Genomic DNA, 20,422 nt, shown 5'->3' with positions numbered 1-20,422 from the left:
CGCGCTGGCATGGCGCGCTAATGATTTTTCGCCTTCCTGATCCGGATCAGGATCAGCAGCATGATCAATCGCACCGGTGATGTCATTCCTGCTGAGAGTCACGCAGCGTTAAGCGGCGCCCTGCGCATTTGGATCATTAAGTTGTCAGTTACGGTCATTGAGCGCCCGCAGCTCGACTCTTACGCTGTGGGTCATGACAGATGCAAGCCGCAGAGCTTGCGCTTTTTCCCCGTGATCGCCCGTTGTGGAGCTACCGATGACCGCCTCTCATTACCCGCACCTGCTGGCCCCGCTGGACCTGGGTTTCACTACGTTGCGCAACCGTACCCTGATGGGCTCGATGCACACCGGCCTGGAAGAGAAACCCGGCGGCTTCGAACGCATGGCGGCGTATTTTGCCGAGCGCGCCCGGGGCGGCGTGGGCCTGATGGTCACTGGCGGGATCGGCCCGAACGACGAGGGCGGTGTCTACTCCGGTGCGGCCAAGCTGACCACCGAAGAAGAGGCGCTCAAGCACCAGATCGTTACCCGGGCCGTACACGAGGCCGGTGGCAAGATCTGCATGCAGATTCTTCATGCCGGGCGCTATGCCTACAGCCCCAAGCAAGTGGCACCGAGCGCGATCCAGGCGCCGATCAATCCGTTCAAGCCCAAGGAGCTGGACGAGGAGGGCATCGAGAAGCAGATCAGCGATTTCGTCACCTGCTCGGTCCTGGCCCAGAAGGCCGAATACGACGGCGTCGAGATCATGGGTTCGGAAGGTTATTTCATTAACCAGTTCCTGGCTGCCCACACCAACCACCGTACTGACCGTTGGGGCGGCAGCTATGAAAACCGCATGCGCCTGCCGGTGGAAATCGTGCGTCGGGTACGCGAGGCGGTAGGCCCGAATTTCATCATCATCTTTCGTCTGTCGATGCTCGATCTGGTGGAGGGCGGCAGCTCCTGGGATGAGATCGTCCAGTTGGCCAAGGCCATCGAGCAGGCCGGCGCGACGATCATCAACACCGGTATCGGTTGGCATGAGGCGCGAATTCCCACCATCGCCACCAAGGTTCCGCGGGCGGCGTTCAGCAAGGTCACGGCCAAGTTGCGCGGTTCGGTGGGCATCCCGCTGATCACCACCAACCGCATCAACACCCCGGAAGTGGCTGAACAGATCCTGGCCGAAGGCGATGCCGACATGGTTTCCATGGCGCGGCCTTTCCTGGCCGACCCGGAGTTCGTCAACAAGGCGGCCGCAGGGCGCAGCGATGAAATCAACACCTGCATCGGCTGCAACCAGGCCTGCCTGGACCACACCTTTGGCGGCAAGCTCACCAGTTGCCTGGTCAACCCACGGGCCTGCCACGAAACCGAACTCAACTACTTGCCGGCAACCCAGGTGAAGAAAATCGCCGTGGTCGGTGCCGGCCCGGCCGGGTTGTCCGCCGCCACGGTGGCGGCTGAGCGTGGGCATCAGGTGACGCTGTTCGATTCGGCCAGTGAAATCGGTGGCCAGTTCAATGTCGCCAAGCGCGTGCCGGGCAAGGAAGAGTTCTTCGAAACCCTGCGCTACTTCAAGCGTAAGTTGCAGACCACGAATGTCGAGCTGTGCCTCGACACCCGGGTGGATGTGGCGCAGTTGGTGGCGGGCGGTTACGACGAGATTATTCTCGCCACCGGCATCGCCCCACGGGTGCCGGCGATTCCCGGGGTGGAGCATGCCAAGGTCTTGAGCTACCTGGACGTGATCCTCGAGCGCAAGCCGGTGGGCCGCAGCGTCGCGGTGATCGGCGCCGGCGGTATCGGTTTTGACGTGTCGGAGTTCCTGGTTCACCAGGGCGTTGCCACCAGCCAGGACCGTGAGGCGTTCTGGAAGGAGTGGGGGATCGACACCCGGCTCGAGGCTCGCGGCGGCGTGGCCGGGATCAAGGCCCAGCCCCACGCACCGGCGCGCCAGGTGTTCCTGCTGCAACGCAAGACTTCCAAGGTCGGTGACGGCCTGGGCAAGACCACCGGCTGGATTCACCGCACGGGCCTGAAGAACAAGCAGGTGCAGATGCTCAACAGCGTCGAATACCTGAAGATCGACGACGATGGCCTGCACATTCGCATCGGCGAAACCGGCGAGCCACAAGTGCTGGCCGTGGACAACATCGTGATCTGCGCCGGCCAGGATCCGCTGCGTGAATTGCAGGAAGGACTGGAAGCCGCGGGGCAGACCGTTCACCTCATCGGCGGTGCCGACGTGGCGGCGGAGCTGGACGCCAAGCGGGCGATCAACCAGGGTTCGCGGTTGGCGGCGCAGTTGTAAGACACGCGCCCCCGTATACACCGGATTCCCTGTGGGAGCGAGCCCGCTCGCGATGGCGGTTAGTCAGCTTCAGAAGCGCTGGCTGATCCACCGCTATCGCGAGCAGGCTCGCTCCCACAGGTTTTTCGATGCCAGGGAGTCCGCGACCAACTGTTAAGATGCCGGCGTCTTCCTGTCCGGCCTGCCACCATGCTGCTTCCCGCCCTCGACTGGCATCCCCAACCCCGACTTGAACCCCTTCATCTGGACTGGCTCGCCCATGCCGGTGTTGAAGTGGCAGTGTTGCGCCTGGACCGGATCGACCCGCTGATCAGCGGCAACAAGTGGTTCAAGTTGGTCAATCACTTGCGCGCCGCCCATGAGCTCGGTGCCAAAGGGGTCATGAGCCTGGGTGGGGTTTATTCCAATCATTTGCATGCGCTGGCGGCGGCGGGCCAGCGTTTCGGCTTTCCCACGGCGGGGCTCTTGCGTGGGCACCCCCAGGACACGCCGACGGTGCGCGACCTGAAAGCCTTTGGCATGGACCTGCACTGGCTGGGTTATGGCGGATACCGAGAGCGGCACGCAGCGGATTTCTGGGAGTCGTGGCAGATCCGCTATCCGCATTTGCATCCAGTGCCCGAGGGCGGTTCTGGATTACCTGGTGCACAAGGTTGCATGGCTTGGGCGGCCAGCGTCCGCGAACAATTGGCGACGTTGGGATGGGCGGATTATCACGGCTGGTGGCTGGCCTGCGGCACCGGAACGTCACTGGCCGGGTTGGTGCTGGCCGAAGCCGGGCAGCGCCCGGTCTACGGTGTGCTGGCGGTTCCCCAGGACCATGGCGTGGCGCAGCAGGTCGAAAGCCTCCTGGGGGAGGCGGGCCTTTGCAGTGCGCTTTATGAACTGTTCGACGGCAGCCGTGGTGGTTTCGCCCGGGTCGATGGCGAACTCACCGACTTCATCGAAACCACGGCAGCCATCGAGCTGGAGCCGTTGTACACCGGAAAAGCCTTGCTGTTGCTTAAAGCGCGGGTCGAGGCCGGAGGGTTTGCCCCAGGCACCCGTTTGATCTTCGTCCACACCGGCGGCTTGCAAGGCCGCCGAGGGTTCGAATAACAGCGATCAGCCGCGTTTGGGCATCATCCGCAGCAGCGTGTTGTCGCGTACCACATAGTGGTGATACAGCCCCGCCAAGGCATGCAGGCCAATCAACCAATAGCCGATGGTGCCGCCCAGCACATGCCAGCCTTCCAGTTGCTTGGCGAAATCCTTGTCCTGATTGACGAGCAAGGGCAAATCGAAACCGTAGAACATCACCTGATGCCCTTCGGCGCTGGTGATCAGCCAGCCCAGCAGCGGCATGGCGATCATGAACAGGTACAGCGCCCAGTGCATCAGGCGAGCGAGGAAGGTTTGCCACGCAGGCGAGGCCGGGAAAATCGCCGGTGCCTTACCCATGCTGCGGGCGAACAGGCGCAGCCAGACCAACATGAACACGGTCAGGCCGAGCATGAAATGCGCTTCTTTGATCAGGGTCCGGCCGCCGCTGCCCTTGGGGAAAATCCCCCGGAACTCGATGCAGGCATAGACCACCGCCAGCAGAACCAGCATCAGCCAATGCAAGGTTACCGTGACGGTACTGTAGCGGCTTTCTGAGTTTTTCCAGGGCATTGCAGGTATCTCCAACAATCAGGGTAGAGCGCCGTCTAGAGCGGCGTTGTCTGTTTACTGTAAGCCCGTTTCGCTGGGTTTGCATGAGCCAGATCAGTTTTGCCGGTATGAAGCCATAGAGATGGGTCAGGGGGTGATGTCCGGCGGATTCAGCAGCCAGTCCAGCAGCAGTCCGACATCATGATTGCCACGGGGCGGTTTCAGTGGCGCGGCGGTTTGTCCGGCACCGGTATCGATAGCCCCTGGGCACAGCACTGGCCGGTCGGGGTCGCCATCGAGAAAACTCACCAGCACCTCGCTGCCGGCTATCAGGCTGGGGCTGTCAACCAGCGTCAGTCGCGACACGGGCAGCGTGATGCCTTCCTGGTCCGGCGCCCATAGGCTGACACTCACCTGGCCGCGTTCATCCGGCCTGGCTGGCTGGCCGGTGCGGCCGAGTACGTGTGCCAAGTGGTACCCGGGGATGCAAGGCTTGGGATGCTTGAGGGCCGGCCTGAATACGGTGGACCATGGAATGGCGGTGAACCGGTTGCGGTAGTCACGGGCCGACGGTGTGGCAGGCAAGTCCGGTTCAAGGATCGAAAACTGCCGCCCGCGATGCTGGACCTCGGTGACCAGCCATTGATCGTTGAAGGTGGCAACCGGGTGTTCGCAGATCTGTACGATGTCGCCGCCGTGCAGGGCCGGCTGGGTACTGTGGCCATGGATCTCCCGCTGCCGACAGCGCAGCCGTTCAAGGTGGCGGCGTCCGGTCTGGTAACGGTGAGCCAAGGCCGGGTCGCCGCGCATGGCTTCGTGATCGATCTGTTCAAGGAGGTGATTCGCCGCCGTGGCCCCGGCTTCAGGCATGGCCCGGTCGCTGAAGCCGACGGGTAGGCCAGGCATCAGCGAGTGGTGACGCAAATACAGGCGTTTGATGGCCGGTAGCAGGTTGTCACTCGGGCGCAGGGGCAGCTCGATGGCGCGCGCGGGAAAGCTCTTCGGGTCTTCGGCAAACACCTGGACATGGCCTTGGGGGGCGTGTTCGAAGTGGTAATGGATGCCTTCCTCCTCGCACAGTCGTTGCAGGAAGGTCAGGTCGCTTTCGTCGTACTGGATGCAAAACGGGCGACGTGGATACTGCCCATGGGGCAGTTCGAAACGGTAACTGTCGGTGGGTAGCGCGTGTTCTTCCAACAGGCGTTGCAGCACCTGCACCACGCTGAGCTGGTGGAAAACCCGGCGCCGCGGGCCTTGTTCCAGTTGCTGGAGGTAGGGAACCAGTGTCAGGCGATAGCCAATGCGCCGCGGCGCCTGGGCGTTCAAGCTGACGCTGTGGACAATCCCATGGACCCCCGATTCGCCGTCCAGGCGCAGGAAGGCTGGATGCCCCAATAGCAGGTCGGGGTTTATCGGTGGGGCCAGGCCGATCAGTTCGAGGTCAAAGCGGTACGGCTGGTTGAGGGCTTCCCGGCCATTGAACCGCAATACCTGCAGTTGCAAGTCGCTTTGCGTGAGTGTCAGGCTGAAGGGACTTTCCGTGTCGTTGCGCATCGCAGCTCCTACTGGCTGGGAGAGAGGCGCAGAGGGTACGAAACCGTGGCGGAGAACGGTGCTTATGAGTCGCTGTTTCAGAAAAGCCCTACAACACGCTGTGAAAATGTCGATCCAGCAGGGTGAATTTTTGGTCGATCAGCCGGTTTAGGCCGTATAAACTTGCGCCACAGCGCCGGCCGGCAGATGTCTCGGCGCGTCAGACAAGAGAGTGAGTAATGGGCGCACAGTGGAAGGTTAAACACAAAGAAGCGGCTGCCAACGCCAAGGGCAAGATCTTCGGCAAACTGGTGAAGGAAATCACCATTGCCGCGCGTAACGGCGCTGATCCTGCTACCAACGCGCACTTGCGCCTGGTGGTCGAGCAAGCGAAGAAGGCCTCGATGCCCCGCGAGACCCTGGAGCGTGCGATCAAGAAGGGTTCAGGCCAGCTCGGTGAGACCGTGCAATACCACCGCGTGACCTACGAAGGATTCGCGCCGCACCAGGTGCCGCTGATCGTTGAATGCGTGACCGATAACATCAATCGTACCGTTGCCGAAATTCGCGTCGCGTTCCGCAAGGGCCAACTGGGCGCCTCGGGTTCGGTGGCGTGGGACTTCAACCATGTCGGCATGATCGAAGCCGCGCCGGACAGCCCGGACGCCGATCCGGAAATGGCCGCCATCGAGGCCGGTGCCCAGGATTTCGAGCCGGGCGAAGAAGGTGCGACGTTGTTTATCACCGATCCTGCCGACCTCGATGCCGTGCAGAAGGCATTGCCGGAGCAGGGCTTTACCGTGTTGTCGGCCAAGCTGGGCTACCAGCCGAAAAACCCGGTCAGTGGCTTGAGCGACGAGCAGATGGCTGAAGTCGAAGCTTTCCTCGAAGGTCTCGATAACCACGATGACGTGCAGGACATGTTTGTCGGGTTGTCCGGTTAAGCAGTACAACTCCTTGTAGTGAGGGGGTAAGTCCCCTCGCCACAAGGGTGTCGGCTTAGCCGTTGTGCTTGATCTCGCTCAGCAACCCCTCGATCTCCTCGAATCCCGGCCGCGCCAGCACCCCTGGCTGACAGCAGCGCGCCTGCAGATCCTGCAACCTCGCCAGGTCCATGGCACTGAGCCCCGGCTCGATCCGCGCCAGCAATTCCCCCAGCAGAATCCCGAAGGCCCGCACCTCGATGCGCTGCAGTGCGCGGGTTGGTACGTTGTCCGTAGTGGCGTGGAAAGACGCCGCGCCAAAGTCTCCCAGCAGGCAATCGCCTAGGTCGTTGCACAGGATATTGTGCCCGTACAGATCCCCATGGGTGATGCCCTGGCGGTGCAGGTGCGCCGCCACCGAAGCGATGCCGTGGGCGATGCGCAAGGCCACCGGGGCGCTCAGGCGCAGCTCATCGGCATACACGTCGCGGCTGCACGAAGCCAGGCTCGGCAGCCCGGCGAGGTTACGGTAGCTGGGCTCGATCAGCGCCATCACCAGCCCGGCCTGTTGTTCGGGATGCCCGGTAACCTGGCCCAGCACGTCAATCAGGTTCGGGTGTCGACCGGCAGTGATGCAGGCATGCATCTCATGCAGGGGCGAGCCGTCGCTGGTCATCTGGCCCTTGTACAACTTCACTGCAACGTTTCGGGCAATTTGGCCGGGCGGCTGCCAGAGCGCCTGATGAATCACCCCCGATGCGCCTTCGCCCAGCTGTTGTTGCAAGCTCAATTGCGACCAGTCGATGGGCGTTGTAGCAGCCAGGGCGGCCGCCTCGGCCTGGGCTTCCAGCGGATTACCAGCGTAGGCCAACCAACTGAGGCTTGGCAGTTGCAGCAACCATTGCGGCAGTTCGGTCAATTGGTTGGCGGCGATGCGCAACAGTTCAAGACGATGACACTGGCCCAGGCTTGCAGGCAATTGCTGCAAGCGGTTGCCGGCCAGCATCAGTTTTTGCAGGTGTGGACGTTGGCCCAGTTCATCGGGTAATTGGCTGACGCGGTTGTCAGTCAGGATCAGCCAGCGCAGCAGTGGCGGTAGCGAGGCGCCAGTGACGCGCTCGATACGGTTGGCCTTGAAACCGACCATGGTCAACGCGCTGCAACGGCCCAGGCATTCGGGCAGTTCTGTGAAGCGGTTATCCGAACAGAACAGCACGCGCAGGTGGGTCAGCCGATGCAGGTCGTCAGGCAGCGTTTCCAACTGATTGCCGCTGAGGTTGAGTATTTCGAGGGAGTCGGCCAGGTCGAAGATTTCCCGGGGAAACTCTGTCAAGCCGCAGGCCAGGTCCAGTCGGGTGATGCCTGAGAGCTGGCCGGCGCGCAGTTGGGCGAGGGTGTGCATGGCGGGGGTCGCTGTTGATCAAGGGGCGGGCGCAAGGTCCGAAGCCAGACAGTTAACCAATAATCAGCCCGACACAAAACCCTGTGGCGAGGGGATTTATCTGTGGGAGCAACAGTGTTGCTCCCTTGGCCACAATCGATCGCTCTAGCGTTCGATGCTGCGGTTCCACCGCGCGTTCCAGGCCGGGCGCTGTTCGTTGACCTGGTCCCAATCCACGGCGATCGCCGTTTCCAGGTATTGCTTCATCGCTTCCACCTGGCCGCGGGTCTTGTCGGTGGTCGGGGTGTTGGGGTTAGAGGGGATCTGGTCGCCTTCTTCCAGGGCAATGGCCTGGGCTTCAGGTGTCAGCAGGAACGCGGCAAGCTTTTGCGCCAGTTCCGGCTGGGTGTTCTGGGCGATGGCGCATTCGGCGACGTTGAGCACTACGGCGCCTTCCTTCGGCTGGGCGTATTCGACCGGCATGCCCTTGAGTTTCAACGCGGTCACCTGGGTCGGCGTCAGCGGGAACAGGGCGGCTTCGTCGGTCTGCAGCATTTCGGATATCTTCGCCGAGCTGGGGATGTACTCCAGCACGTTGCGCCCCACCGTGTTCGGCCAGGCCTTGAAGCCCGGCTCGACGTCGGTTTCGCTGCCGCCCTGGATCCGGTTGAACATCAGGAAACCGTGCAGGCCGAAGGTGGAGGAGGCCATCGACTGGAACACCACTTTGTCCTTGAAGCGTGGATCGGCCAGGTCCATCCATGAGGTGGGCGTATTCCAGCCTTTTTCCTTGAACAGCCGCGTGTTGTAGGCCAGCCCCGTCACGCCGAGGCTGACGGCCACGGCCTGATCCTTGATGCGCCCCTTGGCCGGGATCTGCGCCAGGGTCGGGCTGTCCTCGAGTTTGTCGCACAGCCCCATGGCGATGGCGCGATACATGATGCCGTCATCCAGGAACATCACGTGCATCTGCGGGTTGCCTTTGCTGGCCTGGACCTTCGCCAGGATATCGGCTGAGGTGCCCGGTACGATGACCACCTTGACGTTGTTGGCTTTCTCGAAAGTGGGCAAGACCTTGTCGGCATAAAGCCGCTCCATGGTTCCGCCATTCATGCCCAGGTAAAGCGTCGGCTCGGCCAACGCCTGGGTGACCGGGAGCAGGGCGCCCAGGCAAGCGGAGCCCAGCGAGCAGAAACCGAACAGTGCACTGCGTTTGACGTTATTCATTGGCGCGACCTTCCTCTATCAAGCAACGGAGATGGAGTGGAACCGGGTGATGGAAAACGCATCCAGCGGCGTGGACGAAGCCCCGCTGCAGATGATCTCGGTGAGCGCCTGGCCCACCGCCGGGCCGATCTGGAAACCCGCGCCGGCAAAGCCGAACGCGTGCAACAGACCGGGCTGGGTGCTGCTGTGGCCGATCACCGGCTGACGATCGGGCAGGTAACCTTCGGTGCCGCTCCAGGTACGAATCGCCTGGGCGCCCTCCAGGAATGGGTAGAGCTCGACGGCCTGGCGCAGGATCTCGATCACCGCATTCTGGCCGGGCCGGGCGCGTGCGGCGTCCAAGGCAAAACCTTGGCCGCCCCCCAGTACACAGTTGCCACGCGCGACCTGGCGGGCATAGATACCGCCGCCCTCGACGCCAGTGCTGGCATCCATGACCAAGGGCAAGGGCTCGGTGACCAGCATTGCCGGATGCCCGGCGTGCATTGGCACCGCTTCGCCAAACTGCGCGGCGAACTGGCTGGCCCAGGCACCGGCGCAGTTCAGCAGCCAGGGCGCGTGGAGCGTCAGGCCTGTTGCGGTGTGTACGGCAAAGCGCTGGCCGTCGTGGACAACGTTGCTGACAGTGCATTGTTCGTGGACTAGCGCGCCATGCCGGCGGGCGGCCTGGGCAAACGCCGGTGAAACCAGGCGCGGATTGGCATGGCCGTCGTCCGGGCACAGTGACGCCCCGACCGCGACAGTGCCAACCCACGGAAAACGGGTCCGCAGTTCTTCTTGATCGAGCAGTTGCAAATCGAGGCCGAAGCCGTGGCTGCTGGCGGCATAGTCGCGCAACGCTTGCAGGTCTTCGGCACTGCGGGCCAGTTTGAGATGACCGCTGCGCTGGTACTCACCGTCGATACCGATCAGTTGAGGTAACTGGCCCCAGATTTCATGGGCCCGTTGCGACAAGGGCAATTGCGACAACGGTCGGCCCTGACGCCGCACACCGCCGTAGTTCACGCCACTGGAATGCGAGCCACAGAAGTCGCGCTCCAGCAGCGCCACCCGGCGGCCGGCCTTGCTCAGGAACAACGCGGCCGAGGCGCCGACGATGCCGCCGCCAATGATCACCACATCCACTTCGATCACGGTTCGACCTCCAGGCCGAACGGCACCGGCTTGACCGGCGCCTGGGCCCGCAAGCGGCCGATGTCGGAGAGGGGGAGGCCACTTTCGCGCGCAATGATTTCTGCTGCCGCGGTACCGCACATCCGGCCCTGGCAACGACCCATGCCGACCCGACAATGGGCCTTGACCCGATTGATCTCCCAATGGCCTTCGCCCACCACCCGGCGGATATCACCCGCGCTGACTTCTTCGCAGCGGCAAATCATCAGGTTATCGGCCGCATCGGCGGCCCAACGTTCAGGAAAGGCAAACGCGCGCTCCAGGCCTTCCCGGAACCGGCCGATGCGTTCAAGGGCTTGTTCCAGTTGTGTGCAGCGTTGTGGGTCGGTGCAGTAGCCGCTGTCTTCGAGCAAGGCCAGGGCCGCCCGTTCACCGGCCATTTCAGCCGCGTCGGCGCCCATGATTGCGGCACCGTCACCGGCCAGGTAAATCCCCGGCACACTGCTGCGCCCGGCGTGGTCCCGCCGTGGCAGCCAGGCGCGGTTGAGGGCATTCCAGGCAAACTCGCAGCCCAGCAGGTCGGCCAACTGGGTTTCGCTGCGCAAGCCATGGGCGAAGGCCACCGCGTCACAGTCGAGGGTGTACTCGCCGCTTGCGTCGTGCCATTGCAGCGACTGCACCCGGCGTTCTCCGTCCAGGCGCGACAGGCTCGCGCCTTGATGCACAGCGATACCGCGGGCGGTGAGCCAGGCGCGATAGTAGAGGCCCTTGGCGAGGGTGGCCGGTTGTGCCAGCAGGCCGGGCAGGGCGCGGACCTGGGCGCTAAAGGGCGAACTGTCGAGGACCGCGACCACGTTGGCGCCGGCCCGGGCGTATTGGTAGGCCACCAGATACAACAACGGACCGCTGCCGGCGAACACCACCCGTTCACCAATGGCGCAACCCTGGAACTTCAGGGCGATCTGCGCCGCGCCCAGGCTGTACACCCCAGGCAGGGTCCACCCCGGTACAGGCAGGATCCGGTCGGTGGCGCCGGTGGCGACGATCACGCTGGCGTACTCGAGGCGCGCGGTGCGACCTTCATGCAAGGTATCGAGCAGGCCGGCCTCGGCGTTCCATACCAGAGTGTCGGGACGGTAATCGAGCTGTTCGCGCAACGCGTCGAGGGTCTGGTGGATGGCGTTGGCCTTGGACGCTTCAAAGCCATAGAGCTTGGCTGGCGGGCGCTTGAAGTTGATCGGTTGGCGCCGATAGATCTGCCCGCCACCGCGAGCGGCTTCGTCCAGCAGGACGGGGTATACGCCGTGGGCGACCAGGGTCTGCGCGGCACGGATACCGGCCGGGCCGGCGCCGATGATGGCGACGGGTTTCATGACCACCTCGTTGGCGATGCAGTGGGATTGGCGACATCTTTAGAGACACCATCGCGAGCAGGCTCGCTCCCACATCGGATTTGCGGTGGATGTGGATTTTGTGGATGGCACAAGTCCCCTGTGGGAGCGAGCCTGCTCGCGGTGGGGGCGTATCTGGCTACATTGTTCATACCTGGCGCCCCGGTTCGCGGATGATGTGCTGCCCGGCTTCGAGCAGGGTCGAGCAGGCGCGTACGCGGCGGCCATCCCCCAGGCGCACCCAGCAGTCCTGGCAGGCACCCATCAGGCAGAAACCGGCCCGGGGTTCGGCGCTGAAGTCACTGCCGCGCAGGTGTTCGCCGCAGGTCAGCACGGCGGTCAGCAGGGTGTCCCCCAAAAGGCCCGTGGCGGGCTTGCCGTCGAGGGTAAAGTCCAGGGCCGGGCGGTCGCCTTCGGCCAGTCGTTTCAGCAGTGCCATGACACCCTCATTGTTTGCCTACCAGGACCCGATCCAGGCCATAGACCCGGTCGAGCAGAATCATGGTCAGCGCGGTGAGCCCGATGACCAGCGCCGACACCGCCGCCATCATCGGGTCGATGGATTCGGTGGCGTACACATACATGCGTACCGGCAGGGTTTGCGTGGCTGGCGAGGTGACGAAGATCGACAGCGTGACTTCATCGAAGCTGTTGATGAACGCCAGCAACCAGCCCCCAGCCACACCCGGCAGGATCATCGGCAGGGTGATTTGCCGAAACAGCGTGAAGCGCCCGGCCCCCAACGACTGCGCGGCCTGCTCGGCGCTGCGGTCCAGGCCAATGGCCGAGGCGAGTACCAGGCGCAGCACGTACGGCGTGATCACCAGCACATGGGCGAAGATCAGCCAGGCAAAGCTGCCGTTCACGCCCATCAGCGCAAACAAACGCAGTAACGCCACCCCCAATACCAGGTGCGGAATGATGATCGGCGACAGGAACAGGCCATTGAAGAAATCCCGGCCCGGGAACTCGAGCCGGGTGATCGCCAGGGCCGCCGGCACTGCAATCAAGGTCGCCAGCGAGGCCGCGCAGAACGCCAGGATCAGGCTGTTGTAGAACGCATCGATAAAGTCCGCGCGCTCGAACACCGCGCGAAACCAGCGCAGGGAAAACTCGGTGGTTGGCAGGCTCAGGGTGTTTTCCGGGGTGAAGGCGACGAGGCAGACCACCACCAGCGGCGCGAGCATGAAGACCACCACCAGGGCGTGGAACAGCAGGGCGAAAGGACCGTTTCTGGACATGGCGAATTATCCCAATGACTTCTTGTAGCGGCCTTCGATCATTCGGTTCCACGACAGCATGATCAGCAGGTTGAGCAGCAGCAGGGCGACGGCAATGGCCGCGCCCATGGGCCAGTTCAGCTCCGACAGGTACTGGTCGTAGATCAACGTGGCGACCATCTTCAAGCGCCGTCCACCGAGCAGGCCGGGGATGGCGAAGGAGCTGGCGGCGAGGCCGAACACGATCAGCGTGCCGGAGAGCACACCGGGCATGATCTGTGGCAGCACGACCTTGCGGATCACCGTGAACTGGCTCGCGCCCAGCGACAGCGCGGCCTGTTCGGCGGCCGGGTCGAGTTTCTGCAATGAGGTCCAGACTGGAATGATCATGAACGGCAACATCACATGGACCAGGGCGATGACCACGGCGAACGGTGTATAGAGCAGCTTCATCGGCGCGCCACCGAATGCTTGCAGGGCCTGGTTGACCAGGCCGTCGGCGCCGAGCAGCAGGCTCCAGCCGAAGGCTCGTACCACTACTGAAATCAGCAGCGGCGTGAGAATCAGGATCAGGAAAATCGAACGCCACGGTGCGCCCATGCGGCTGAGGATGTACGCCTCGGGCACACCGATCAGCACGCACAAGAGCGTGGTCAGGGCGCTGATCCAGAACGTGCGCAGGAAAATCTCGTAGAAGTACGGGTCGCCCAGCAGGCTGGTGTAGTGGTCGAAGGTAAAGGCGTCGTTGTTGATGCCCGAGCTGTAGTCGAAGACGTTGAACGACAGGACCAGCGTCAAGCCCAGCGGAATGACCAGCAGGCCCAGATACAAGGCCAGGGCTGGCGCGGACATCAGGTAACCCTGCCGGCCACGGCGCATCGCATCGATCAGCTTCATGCCGGCACCTCGTCCGCGCTCAGCACCCGCAGCAGTGCCGGATCCCAGTCCAGGCCCACCGCCGTGCCTTCGACCAAGGGCGCGGAGCCGTCGTTGCGGCGTACCACGCAGAGTTCACCCAGGCTGGTGGAGACGCCGTACAGCCATTGACTGCCGAGAAAGAAGCGGCTGACGAGGGTGCCTTGCAGGCGGCCCGAGCCGGACGCAAGCAGGTCGATTTTTTCCGGGCGCAGGCTCAGGGTCAGGTCAGCGTCGTCCCGGTTGCAGACTTGAACGACGCCCGCGCCATCGCGCAGGCCGGGCAGCAGGTTGGCCTTGCCGACGAAGCCGGAAATGAATTCGGTGCGTGGGTGCTCGTAAAGGGTGTACGGCGCGTCGATCTGGGTGATACGCCCGGCCTGCATCACCACGACCCGGTCGCTGATCGACAGGGCTTCGGACTGATCATGGGTGACCATCAGGGTGGTGATTCCGACTTCGCGCTGGATGCGACGGATTTCGTATTGCATCTCTTCGCGCAAGTTGGCGTCGAGGTTGGACAGCGGTTCGTCGAGCAACAGCACCGGCGGTTCGATCACCAGTGCCCGGGCCAGTGCCACGCGCTGGCGCTGGCCGCCCGAGAGTTCCCGTGGGTAGCGTTCGGCGTGTTGGTCCAGGCGCACCAGCTTCAACACCCGATCCACGCGTTGTTGCAGCTCGGCATTGGCGACCTTGCGCATGCGCAGGCCGAAAGCGACGTTGTCCTTGACGGTCATGTGGGGGAATAGCGCGTAGCTCTGGAACACCACCCCCAGACCACGACTGGCGGGCTTGGCATGGGTGATGTCGCGACCGTCCAGCAGGATGCGCCCGCTGCTGGCTTCGACGAAGCCGGCGATCATTTGCAGGGTGGTGGTCTTGCCGCAGCCGGAAGGCCCCAGTAGCGAGACGAACTCGCCTTTTTCCACCGACAGGTTGGTGGCGACCACGGCGTCGATGTCGCCGTAACGTTTGCCAAGTCCTTCAAGTTGCACAAAAGCCATAGCTGCGCTCCACCTGGGATTGTTATGCGTCGCCGCGAGGCGCGCTTTTTTGTATGGGCAGATACGAAAGGATGCTGCTGGGGTGCGTTGGCGCTCGACCTCGAGTCGGCTGCCGCTGTTGTTCGAATCGCCCCTGTATGGACGCAGAGTAGGACGAAGAATAGGATGGGCTCAATGGACTATTTCACTGAAGCGAAGACTATTTTCAATTTAATTCAGTGAGTAAATTTAATAATGAGAAATAACATGTCGAATTCCACTGATCGGAATAATGAAAAAGTCGAGGTGGGTGTCGGCGCGGTCTCCAGGTTGTTTGCCGTGTTGCGTAGCCTGGGTGATACCGTCGAGGGCGGCGAGCGGGTGACGCAATTGGCCCAGCGCATCGGTTTGTCCCAGCCCACCACCCATCGTTTGTTGCGCAGCCTGATGGACGAGGGCATGGTCGAGCAGGACGCTCGCAGCAAGCGCTATCGCCTGAGCCTGGAGTTCTTCGCCCTGGCCGCCCGCGCCGGTAACACCGGCAACCTGCGCGAACTGGTGCGCCCGGCCATGCTGCGGTTGTCGGCTTCCTTGGGGGACTCGCTATTTCTGCTCGCCCGCAGTGGTTTCGATGCCATCTGCCTGGACCGCAGCGAAGGGCCGTTTCCGATCCGTACGTTCACTGGTGACATTGGGGGGCGCGTGGCATTGGGCGTGGGGCAGGGCAGCCTGGCGATCCTGGCGTTCCTGCCGGAAGAAGAGCGCGACACGGTAATTCAATACAACCTGCCACGGCTCAAGGATTTCCATTTGTACGACGAAGTCTTCCTGCGTTCGGAAGTGGAGAACGTGCGCACGCTGGGCTACGCCGGGCGCAACACCGGCGTACTGCAAGGCATGGCCGGGGTGGCCGTGCCGATCCTGGACCGTGACGGTCGGGCCGTGGCCGCCTTGAGCGTAGCGACGGTGAGCGACCGCCTGGGGCCTGATCGCCTGCCGACGGTGGTGGACATGCTCAAACGTGAGGCGGCCCTGATCGGGCCGCGGATCAACCCGTTCGACCCATTGTTGCGCAGGCCTTCGCAGGTGTTTGGGCAGGGGTGAACCGACTCCTCTGAATTATCGCAGAACCCTTGTGGGAGCGAGCCTGCTCGCGATAGCGGTGGTCCAGTCAGTAATGTGCCGGCTGACATGCCGCTATCGCGAGCAGGCTCGCTCCCACAGGGGCGGCGGTGATTAGAAATTCAGGGTTTGCTTGAGCCGCTGCGCCGCTGGCATATCGCTGGGTATGACCATCGCATAGTTGTAGCCCGGGCCGGACCAGTACTCGGCTTGTAGCTCGCCGTCACGGCGGCTGCCACGGGGAAGCAGGAAGTTTTTCGGGCCCGGTGGGCGCACGTAGAAGCTGATCTTCTCACCGTTTTGGTCCTGATAAACCACCATGGCCGCCACCCCTTGCTCGGTGCTGAGCAAGCGCCCGCTGACTGGCTTGAAACCCGCGCCCGACAGGTCGGGCAATCGCTCGGCCTGTGTGAAGTAGTGGTCGAGCCAGCCTTGCATGCTCCGCTCATCGCCCGTCTGGTAATCGGCTGGCAGGATGCCCTGCTGGGCTATCAACCGGTACGCCTGCAGGGCATCGGTCATGGGGGGAGCGGCGCTGAGCAGGGTCATTTGCTGCGCTTGCCAGCCACCCAAGCCGCCCACGCTGACGGCCAGCAACAACACCGCGGCGTTGGCCAGATGGCGGCGAGAGCGATGTTTCAGGTGCTGGCGAATCATGGTCGGGTCAAGGTCCGGGTTGGGCGGCTGTTGCAAGGTTCCGCTCAGGGCCGTGCGCAGGTGCTGCGCGTCCTGTTGCCAGGCGCGGACCCGGGCGGCGACTTCAGGATGGTTGGCCAAATAGGCCTGCACCAGGCGCTGGTCGGCCTCGCTCAGTTGGCGATCGACGTAGGCGTGCAGGTCGCTGTCGCTGGGGGGCATGCTGATCATTTGAGTATCCGCAGGGCAGGGCGGGTGATTTCGCCGTCGGTGAGTTGGCGCAGGGCTTGGCGGGCACGGGACAGGCGGGACATGACCGTGCCGGTCGGCACGCCGAGGATGTCGGCGACTTGCTGGTAACTCAAGCCTTCCACCGAGACCCACAACAACAGTGCACGTTGTTCAGTGGTGAGCTGATCGAAGGCCTGGAGGGATGATTGTGCAATCACGCTACGCTCGGCCGAAGGGTGGGCATCGTCGCGGCCAGTGAAAAACTCCAGCATGCGCGCGTACCGCCGGGAGCGGCGGTGGTTGTCGAGAAACTGCCGATACAAAATCGAAAACAGCCAGGCCCGCAGATCGCCGTCCGGGCGCTTGTCGGTCCATTTGGACAATGCCCGTTCCAGGCACATCTGCACCAGGTCGTCGGCGTTGCTCGGGTTGCGCGTCAGCGACACGGCAAAACGCCGTAGCCGGGGGATGAGTTCGCGCAACTGTTCGTCGAATGCGTTCATAGGGGGGCTTCTGTGGGCAAGTCACTGTGCCGGGACTGGAAAGACGACCCGCGAACGAGATTATTCCAGTGCAGGAAAAATAAATACGAGGCATGGGAATAAACCTGCCGGGCCTTCGTCTGACGGATCCTTTCCAACAAATGGTCTCGAGCCCTGGAGCTTTCTCATGGTTGATCCTTCACCCTCGTCGAGCCGGCCGCCCTTGAGCGCCGCAGCCCTGACATTGCGCCTGAGCGGCATCGCCGTGATTGTTGCCGCGCTGGCCGGGGCGTTTGCCTACGTCAATGGCAGCCTCGACCCACAGCGCCTGACACCGCAGGCGCTGGTCAATGTCCTGGAAAAAAACAACGGCGTTCACCCAGGCTTTCGCCGTAACCACTCAAAAGGTGTCTGCGTCGCGGGCTACTTCCAAAGCTCTGGCGAGGCCAGCGCCTATTCCAGCGCCCAAGTCTTCTCGCAGCCGCAAACGCCGGTGGTCGGGCGTTTCGCCTTGCCCAGCGGCAACCCCTATGCACCTGACGGGAGCGTACCGATTCGTAGCCTGGCGCTGCGCTTTACCCAGGCCAACGGCCAGCAGTGGCGCACCGGCATGAACAGCATGCCGGTGTTTCCGGTGGGCACGCCCGAAGCCTTCTACCAACTACAGCAAGCCCAGTCGCCGGATCCCACCACAGGAAAACCGAATTCTGCGGCCGTACTGGCTTTTTTTGCCGCTCACCCCGAAGCGGCGCCATTCCTGCAATGGATCAAGACCGCCAAGCCGTCGGCCAGTTATGCCACCGAAACCTACAATGGCATCAACGCATTCTATCTGGTCAACCCCGTCGGACAGCGCCAGGCGGTGCGCTGGGGCGTGGTGCCGTTGAGCCAGGACGCGACGGATGCAACCCCGCCCCAGGGTGCCGATTTCCTTGAGCAAGACTTGGTGAAACGTCTCGCCGCCGGGCCGTTGCGCTGGCAACTGAACATCACCTTGGCCAACCCGGGGGATCCGGTGAACGACGCCAGCAAGGCCTGGCCCGCTGAGCGCAAGGTGCTCAATGCCGGCACGCTGGTGTTGGAGCGCACCCAGGCGCAGGACAACGGCGAATGTCGCGACATCAATTATGACCCGCTGATCCTGCCCCAAGGGATCGAAGGTTCCGACGATCCGCTGCTGGTCGCGCGTTCCGCTGCCTATGCCAGTTCCTATCTGCGACGCACCAGCGAAGTGAGCCAATTGCCCGCCAACCAGGAGTCCCGCCCATGAGCGCCCCTCGTCACTTTGCACCGCTGGCTCGGCTGCTGCACTGGCTGATGGCATTGATGGTCATTGCCATGCTGTTTATCGGCGCGGGGATGGTCGCCTCGGTGTCCGAACGCCATGAATGGCTGCTTCAGTTGCACAAGCCATTGGGTATCGCGATTTTGCTGTTGGTGATCGTGCGCCTGGTAGTGCGCTTCAGTACCCGACAACCACCGCTGCCGGCCGATCTGCCAGGCTGGCAAGTGTTGGCGGCGAAGGCTTCGCATGTGTTGCTGTACGCCTTGATGCTGGTTTTGCCGTTGCTGGGCTGGGGCATGATCTCGGCGGCCGGAGACCCGGTGATGCTGGGGCATTGGCTGCAGCTGCCGTCGATCGTGCCGGCGCATGCCCAGACCTTCGCGCTGCTGCGCAAGGCCCACGGGTACCTGGCCTACCTGTTGTTCCTGACGGTGCTGGTGCATTTGGCCGCGGCGCTGTTTCACGCGTGGGTGCGTCGGGATGAGGTGTTGGACAGCATGTTGCGCGGCAAGGGCTGAGGCCGTCGTTCTCTGAGAGGCAAGGAATAACCTGTGGTGAGGGGATAAATCCCCTTGCCACAGGATGTCCACCATGACAGGAGATGTGTTCAGGTATTGGGGCCTCAGCGCAACTCGTCGACCATGGCCTCGATGGTGCTCAACACATCCTTGCCCAGTTGCATCGAACGTTTGCCAGACCAGCCGGTGATTGGGTTCGGGTGATCGTTGTGGTCCTTGAACGGCATTTCCAGGGTCAGGGACAGGCAGTCATATTTCTGCCCGACCGCATTGCAGGCCAGGGTCATGTTGGCCTGGCCTGGTTCGTCACGGGTGTAGCCGTGAACTGTCTGGAAGTCTTTGGTCTGGTGCTTGAGATGGCTGCGAAAGCGCTCTTCGAGTGTGGCGATGCGTGGCGTGTAGCCCGGGTTGCCTTCGCAACCGGCGGTGAATACGTGGGGGATTGTCTCATCGCCGTGCGCGTCGAGGAACAGATCGACGCCGTACTTTTCCATTTGCTGTTGTACGAAAAAAACCTCGGGGCTGATTTCCGGACTGGCGTTCTGCCAGGCACGGTTGAGATCCTGGCCCATGGCGTTGGTTCGCAGATGACCGTGGAATGCGCCGTCCGGGTTCATGTTCGGTACTAGGTACAGATCGGCCTTGGCGAGCAACCGGTTCAGTTGCGCATCGTCATGGTGCTGGAGGCGTTCGATCACGCCCTCCACGAACCATTCGGCCATGTGCTCGCCGGGATGCTGCTGGGCAATGATCCAGACTTTGCGCCGACCTTCGGCACCGCTGCCCTTGCGCAGCAATTGAATGTCGCGGCCTTCCACGCTTTTACCGACGGCCAGCAGCTCGGTGCCGGCCTTGTGCTGCGCTTGCTCGATCAGCCAATCATGACGGCCACGGCTGTAAGGTTCGAAGTAGGCGAACCAGGCGTGGGGTTGCTCGGCCTCCAGATGAAAGCGCAGGGCGTCGCCTTCAAACTGGGTCGGAATGCGGAACCAGTTGACGTGGTCGTAGGAGGCAACGGTCTGATAGCCCGTCCAGGCCTTGTTATAGGACGATTGGCTGGCGTTGAGCAGGCGGAAGGAATATTCCTGGCCGACGTGCAGGCCGCTGGCCTTGAAGTGGAACCATTGGAAATGGGCGCTGCGGGTGTCGGGCCTGATCTTGAGCAACGACTGCAAGGGGTTGCTGATGTCGACGACCTCGATGTTGCCGCTGTCGAAATTGGCACTGATATCAAAGGAAGATTTAGCCACGGTCACGATTCCTGGAAAGGATTTTTCATGCCGTTACTTTACACGCAAGGAAGGCGAATCGAGACGATTTAAGTCACGTAAACGAGGGGGCGTCCTCCCTGGACGCCAAGTCAGCTTAGAGAGTCTGCAATTGATTCTCAAGTGCTGGTTGTCGATAGTTTTCGCCCGTGTGGCGGGAGGGCTCTTGTAAACAGATATTCATTTGCTATCATCGCCGCCACCGAATTGGCAGCACCCCAAAAGACTTCATTAGCCTGAAGCCATAAGCCGAAAAATCGGCAAAA

The 20,422-nt window shown here is 62.6% G+C and carries 19 protein-coding genes; 6 read left to right on the top strand and 13 right to left on the bottom strand.

Features of this window, described 5'->3' with window-relative positions:
* Positions 1–256: 256 nt before the first annotated feature.
* Complete coding sequence (locus AC30D9_RS27430; RefSeq protein ID WP_307571295.1) at positions 257–2,296, top strand: oxidoreductase; 2,040 nt, start codon at positions 257–259, stop codon at positions 2,294–2,296.
* A gap of 189 nt (positions 2,297–2,485) precedes the next feature.
* Entirely contained in the window at positions 2,486–3,394 is a 909-nt protein-coding gene (locus tag AC30D9_RS27425; protein WP_490145253.1) for a 1-aminocyclopropane-1-carboxylate deaminase/D-cysteine desulfhydrase, read from the top strand.
* 6 nt (positions 3,395–3,400) lie between these two features.
* Here the strand turns inward: AC30D9_RS27425 and AC30D9_RS27420 are convergent, their stop codons facing one another.
* Both AC30D9_RS27420 and AC30D9_RS27415 read right to left on the bottom strand, forming a co-directional pair.
* Complete coding sequence (locus AC30D9_RS27420; RefSeq protein ID WP_307571293.1) at positions 3,401–3,949, bottom strand: cytochrome b; 549 nt, start codon at positions 3,947–3,949, stop codon at positions 3,401–3,403.
* A 126-nt stretch (positions 3,950–4,075) separates the two neighbouring features.
* The gene (locus tag AC30D9_RS27415) at positions 4,076–5,482 is read right to left on the bottom strand and encodes a type VI secretion system Vgr family protein (RefSeq protein ID WP_490145252.1); all 1,407 of its coding nucleotides are present in this window, start codon (positions 5,480–5,482) and stop codon (positions 4,076–4,078) included.
* Between the two features lie 218 nt (positions 5,483–5,700).
* Here AC30D9_RS27415 and AC30D9_RS27410 point away from each other — a divergent pair, with 218 nt between their 5' ends.
* Positions 5,701–6,405 (top strand): YebC/PmpR family DNA-binding transcriptional regulator, encoded by a 705-nt coding sequence (locus AC30D9_RS27410; RefSeq protein ID WP_490145251.1) that lies wholly within the window; start codon positions 5,701–5,703, stop codon positions 6,403–6,405.
* A gap of 55 nt (positions 6,406–6,460) precedes the next feature.
* Here AC30D9_RS27410 and AC30D9_RS27405 read toward each other — a convergent pair whose 3' ends face one another.
* The 8 genes from AC30D9_RS27405 to AC30D9_RS27370 all read right to left on the bottom strand — a co-directional run bounded on the left by AC30D9_RS27405 (position 6,461) and on the right by AC30D9_RS27370 (position 14,635).
* Complete coding sequence (locus tag AC30D9_RS27405; RefSeq protein WP_490145250.1) at positions 6,461–7,786, bottom strand: leucine-rich repeat-containing protein kinase family protein; 1,326 nt, start codon at positions 7,784–7,786, stop codon at positions 6,461–6,463.
* 144 nt (positions 7,787–7,930) lie between these two features.
* On the bottom strand, positions 7,931–8,992 hold the full coding sequence (locus AC30D9_RS27400) for an ABC transporter substrate-binding protein (RefSeq protein WP_307571289.1): 1,062 nt from the start codon (positions 8,990–8,992) through the stop codon (positions 7,931–7,933).
* A gap of 18 nt (positions 8,993–9,010) precedes the next feature.
* A complete protein-coding gene (locus tag AC30D9_RS27395; RefSeq protein ID WP_490145249.1) occupies positions 9,011–10,126 on the bottom strand; it encodes an NAD(P)/FAD-dependent oxidoreductase in 1,116 nt (371 codons plus the stop codon).
* Positions 10,123–11,478 carry an FAD/NAD(P)-dependent oxidoreductase gene (locus tag AC30D9_RS27390; protein WP_490145248.1) on the bottom strand — a complete coding sequence of 452 codons (1,356 nt, stop codon included), beginning with the start codon at positions 11,476–11,478 and terminating at the stop codon, positions 10,123–10,125. Before AC30D9_RS27390 ends, AC30D9_RS27395 begins: the two co-directional genes overlap by 4 nt.
* Positions 11,479–11,644: 166 nt before the next feature.
* On the bottom strand, positions 11,645–11,935 hold the full coding sequence (locus tag AC30D9_RS27385; protein WP_134923620.1) for a (2Fe-2S)-binding protein: 291 nt from the start codon (positions 11,933–11,935) through the stop codon (positions 11,645–11,647).
* Between the two features lie 7 nt (positions 11,936–11,942).
* A complete protein-coding gene (locus AC30D9_RS27380) occupies positions 11,943–12,737 on the bottom strand; it encodes an ABC transporter permease (RefSeq protein WP_134923621.1) in 795 nt (264 codons plus the stop codon).
* A gap of 6 nt (positions 12,738–12,743) precedes the next feature.
* Entirely contained in the window at positions 12,744–13,613 is an 870-nt protein-coding gene (locus AC30D9_RS27375; protein ID WP_109751657.1) for an ABC transporter permease, read from the bottom strand.
* A complete protein-coding gene (locus tag AC30D9_RS27370) occupies positions 13,610–14,635 on the bottom strand; it encodes an ABC transporter ATP-binding protein (protein ID WP_490145247.1) in 1,026 nt (341 codons plus the stop codon). The genes AC30D9_RS27375 and AC30D9_RS27370 overlap by 4 nt, the downstream gene beginning before the upstream one ends.
* A 246-nt stretch (positions 14,636–14,881) precedes the next feature.
* Between AC30D9_RS27370 and AC30D9_RS27365 the strand changes: the two genes are divergently transcribed.
* Positions 14,882–15,718: an IclR family transcriptional regulator gene (locus AC30D9_RS27365; RefSeq protein ID WP_490145246.1), complete on the top strand. Its 837-nt coding sequence runs from the start codon at positions 14,882–14,884 to the stop codon at positions 15,716–15,718.
* 132 nt (positions 15,719–15,850) lie between these two features.
* Here AC30D9_RS27365 and AC30D9_RS27360 read toward each other — a convergent pair whose 3' ends face one another.
* Together AC30D9_RS27360 and AC30D9_RS27355 are read right to left on the bottom strand one after the other, a co-directional pair.
* Positions 15,851–16,603 (bottom strand): anti-sigma factor family protein, encoded by a 753-nt coding sequence (locus AC30D9_RS27360; protein WP_490145245.1) that lies wholly within the window; start codon positions 16,601–16,603, stop codon positions 15,851–15,853.
* Positions 16,600–17,106: a sigma-70 family RNA polymerase sigma factor gene (locus AC30D9_RS27355; protein WP_307571284.1), complete on the bottom strand. Its 507-nt coding sequence runs from the start codon at positions 17,104–17,106 to the stop codon at positions 16,600–16,602. The genes AC30D9_RS27360 and AC30D9_RS27355 overlap by 4 nt, the downstream gene beginning before the upstream one ends.
* Before the next feature lie 166 nt (positions 17,107–17,272).
* On the opposite strand from AC30D9_RS27355, the gene AC30D9_RS27350 reads away from it, so the two are divergent.
* Both AC30D9_RS27350 and AC30D9_RS27345 read left to right on the top strand, forming a co-directional pair.
* Positions 17,273–18,355 carry a catalase family peroxidase gene (locus AC30D9_RS27350; RefSeq protein WP_490145244.1) on the top strand — a complete coding sequence of 361 codons (1,083 nt, stop codon included), beginning with the start codon at positions 17,273–17,275 and terminating at the stop codon, positions 18,353–18,355.
* A complete protein-coding gene (locus AC30D9_RS27345) occupies positions 18,352–18,888 on the top strand; it encodes a cytochrome b (RefSeq protein WP_307571282.1) in 537 nt (178 codons plus the stop codon). Before AC30D9_RS27350 ends, AC30D9_RS27345 begins: the two co-directional genes overlap by 4 nt.
* Positions 18,889–18,992: 104 nt before the next feature.
* Here the strand turns inward: AC30D9_RS27345 and AC30D9_RS27340 are convergent, their stop codons facing one another.
* Positions 18,993–20,144 carry a M14 family metallopeptidase gene (locus AC30D9_RS27340; RefSeq protein ID WP_490145243.1) on the bottom strand — a complete coding sequence of 384 codons (1,152 nt, stop codon included), beginning with the start codon at positions 20,142–20,144 and terminating at the stop codon, positions 18,993–18,995.
* Positions 20,145–20,422: the final 278 nt, after the last annotated feature.

The organism is Pseudomonas sp. DF11 (genome assembly GCF_058148565.1).
The sequence above is the reverse complement of the archived record's forward strand: the minus strand, read 5'-3'. Positions and strand labels throughout refer to the sequence as shown.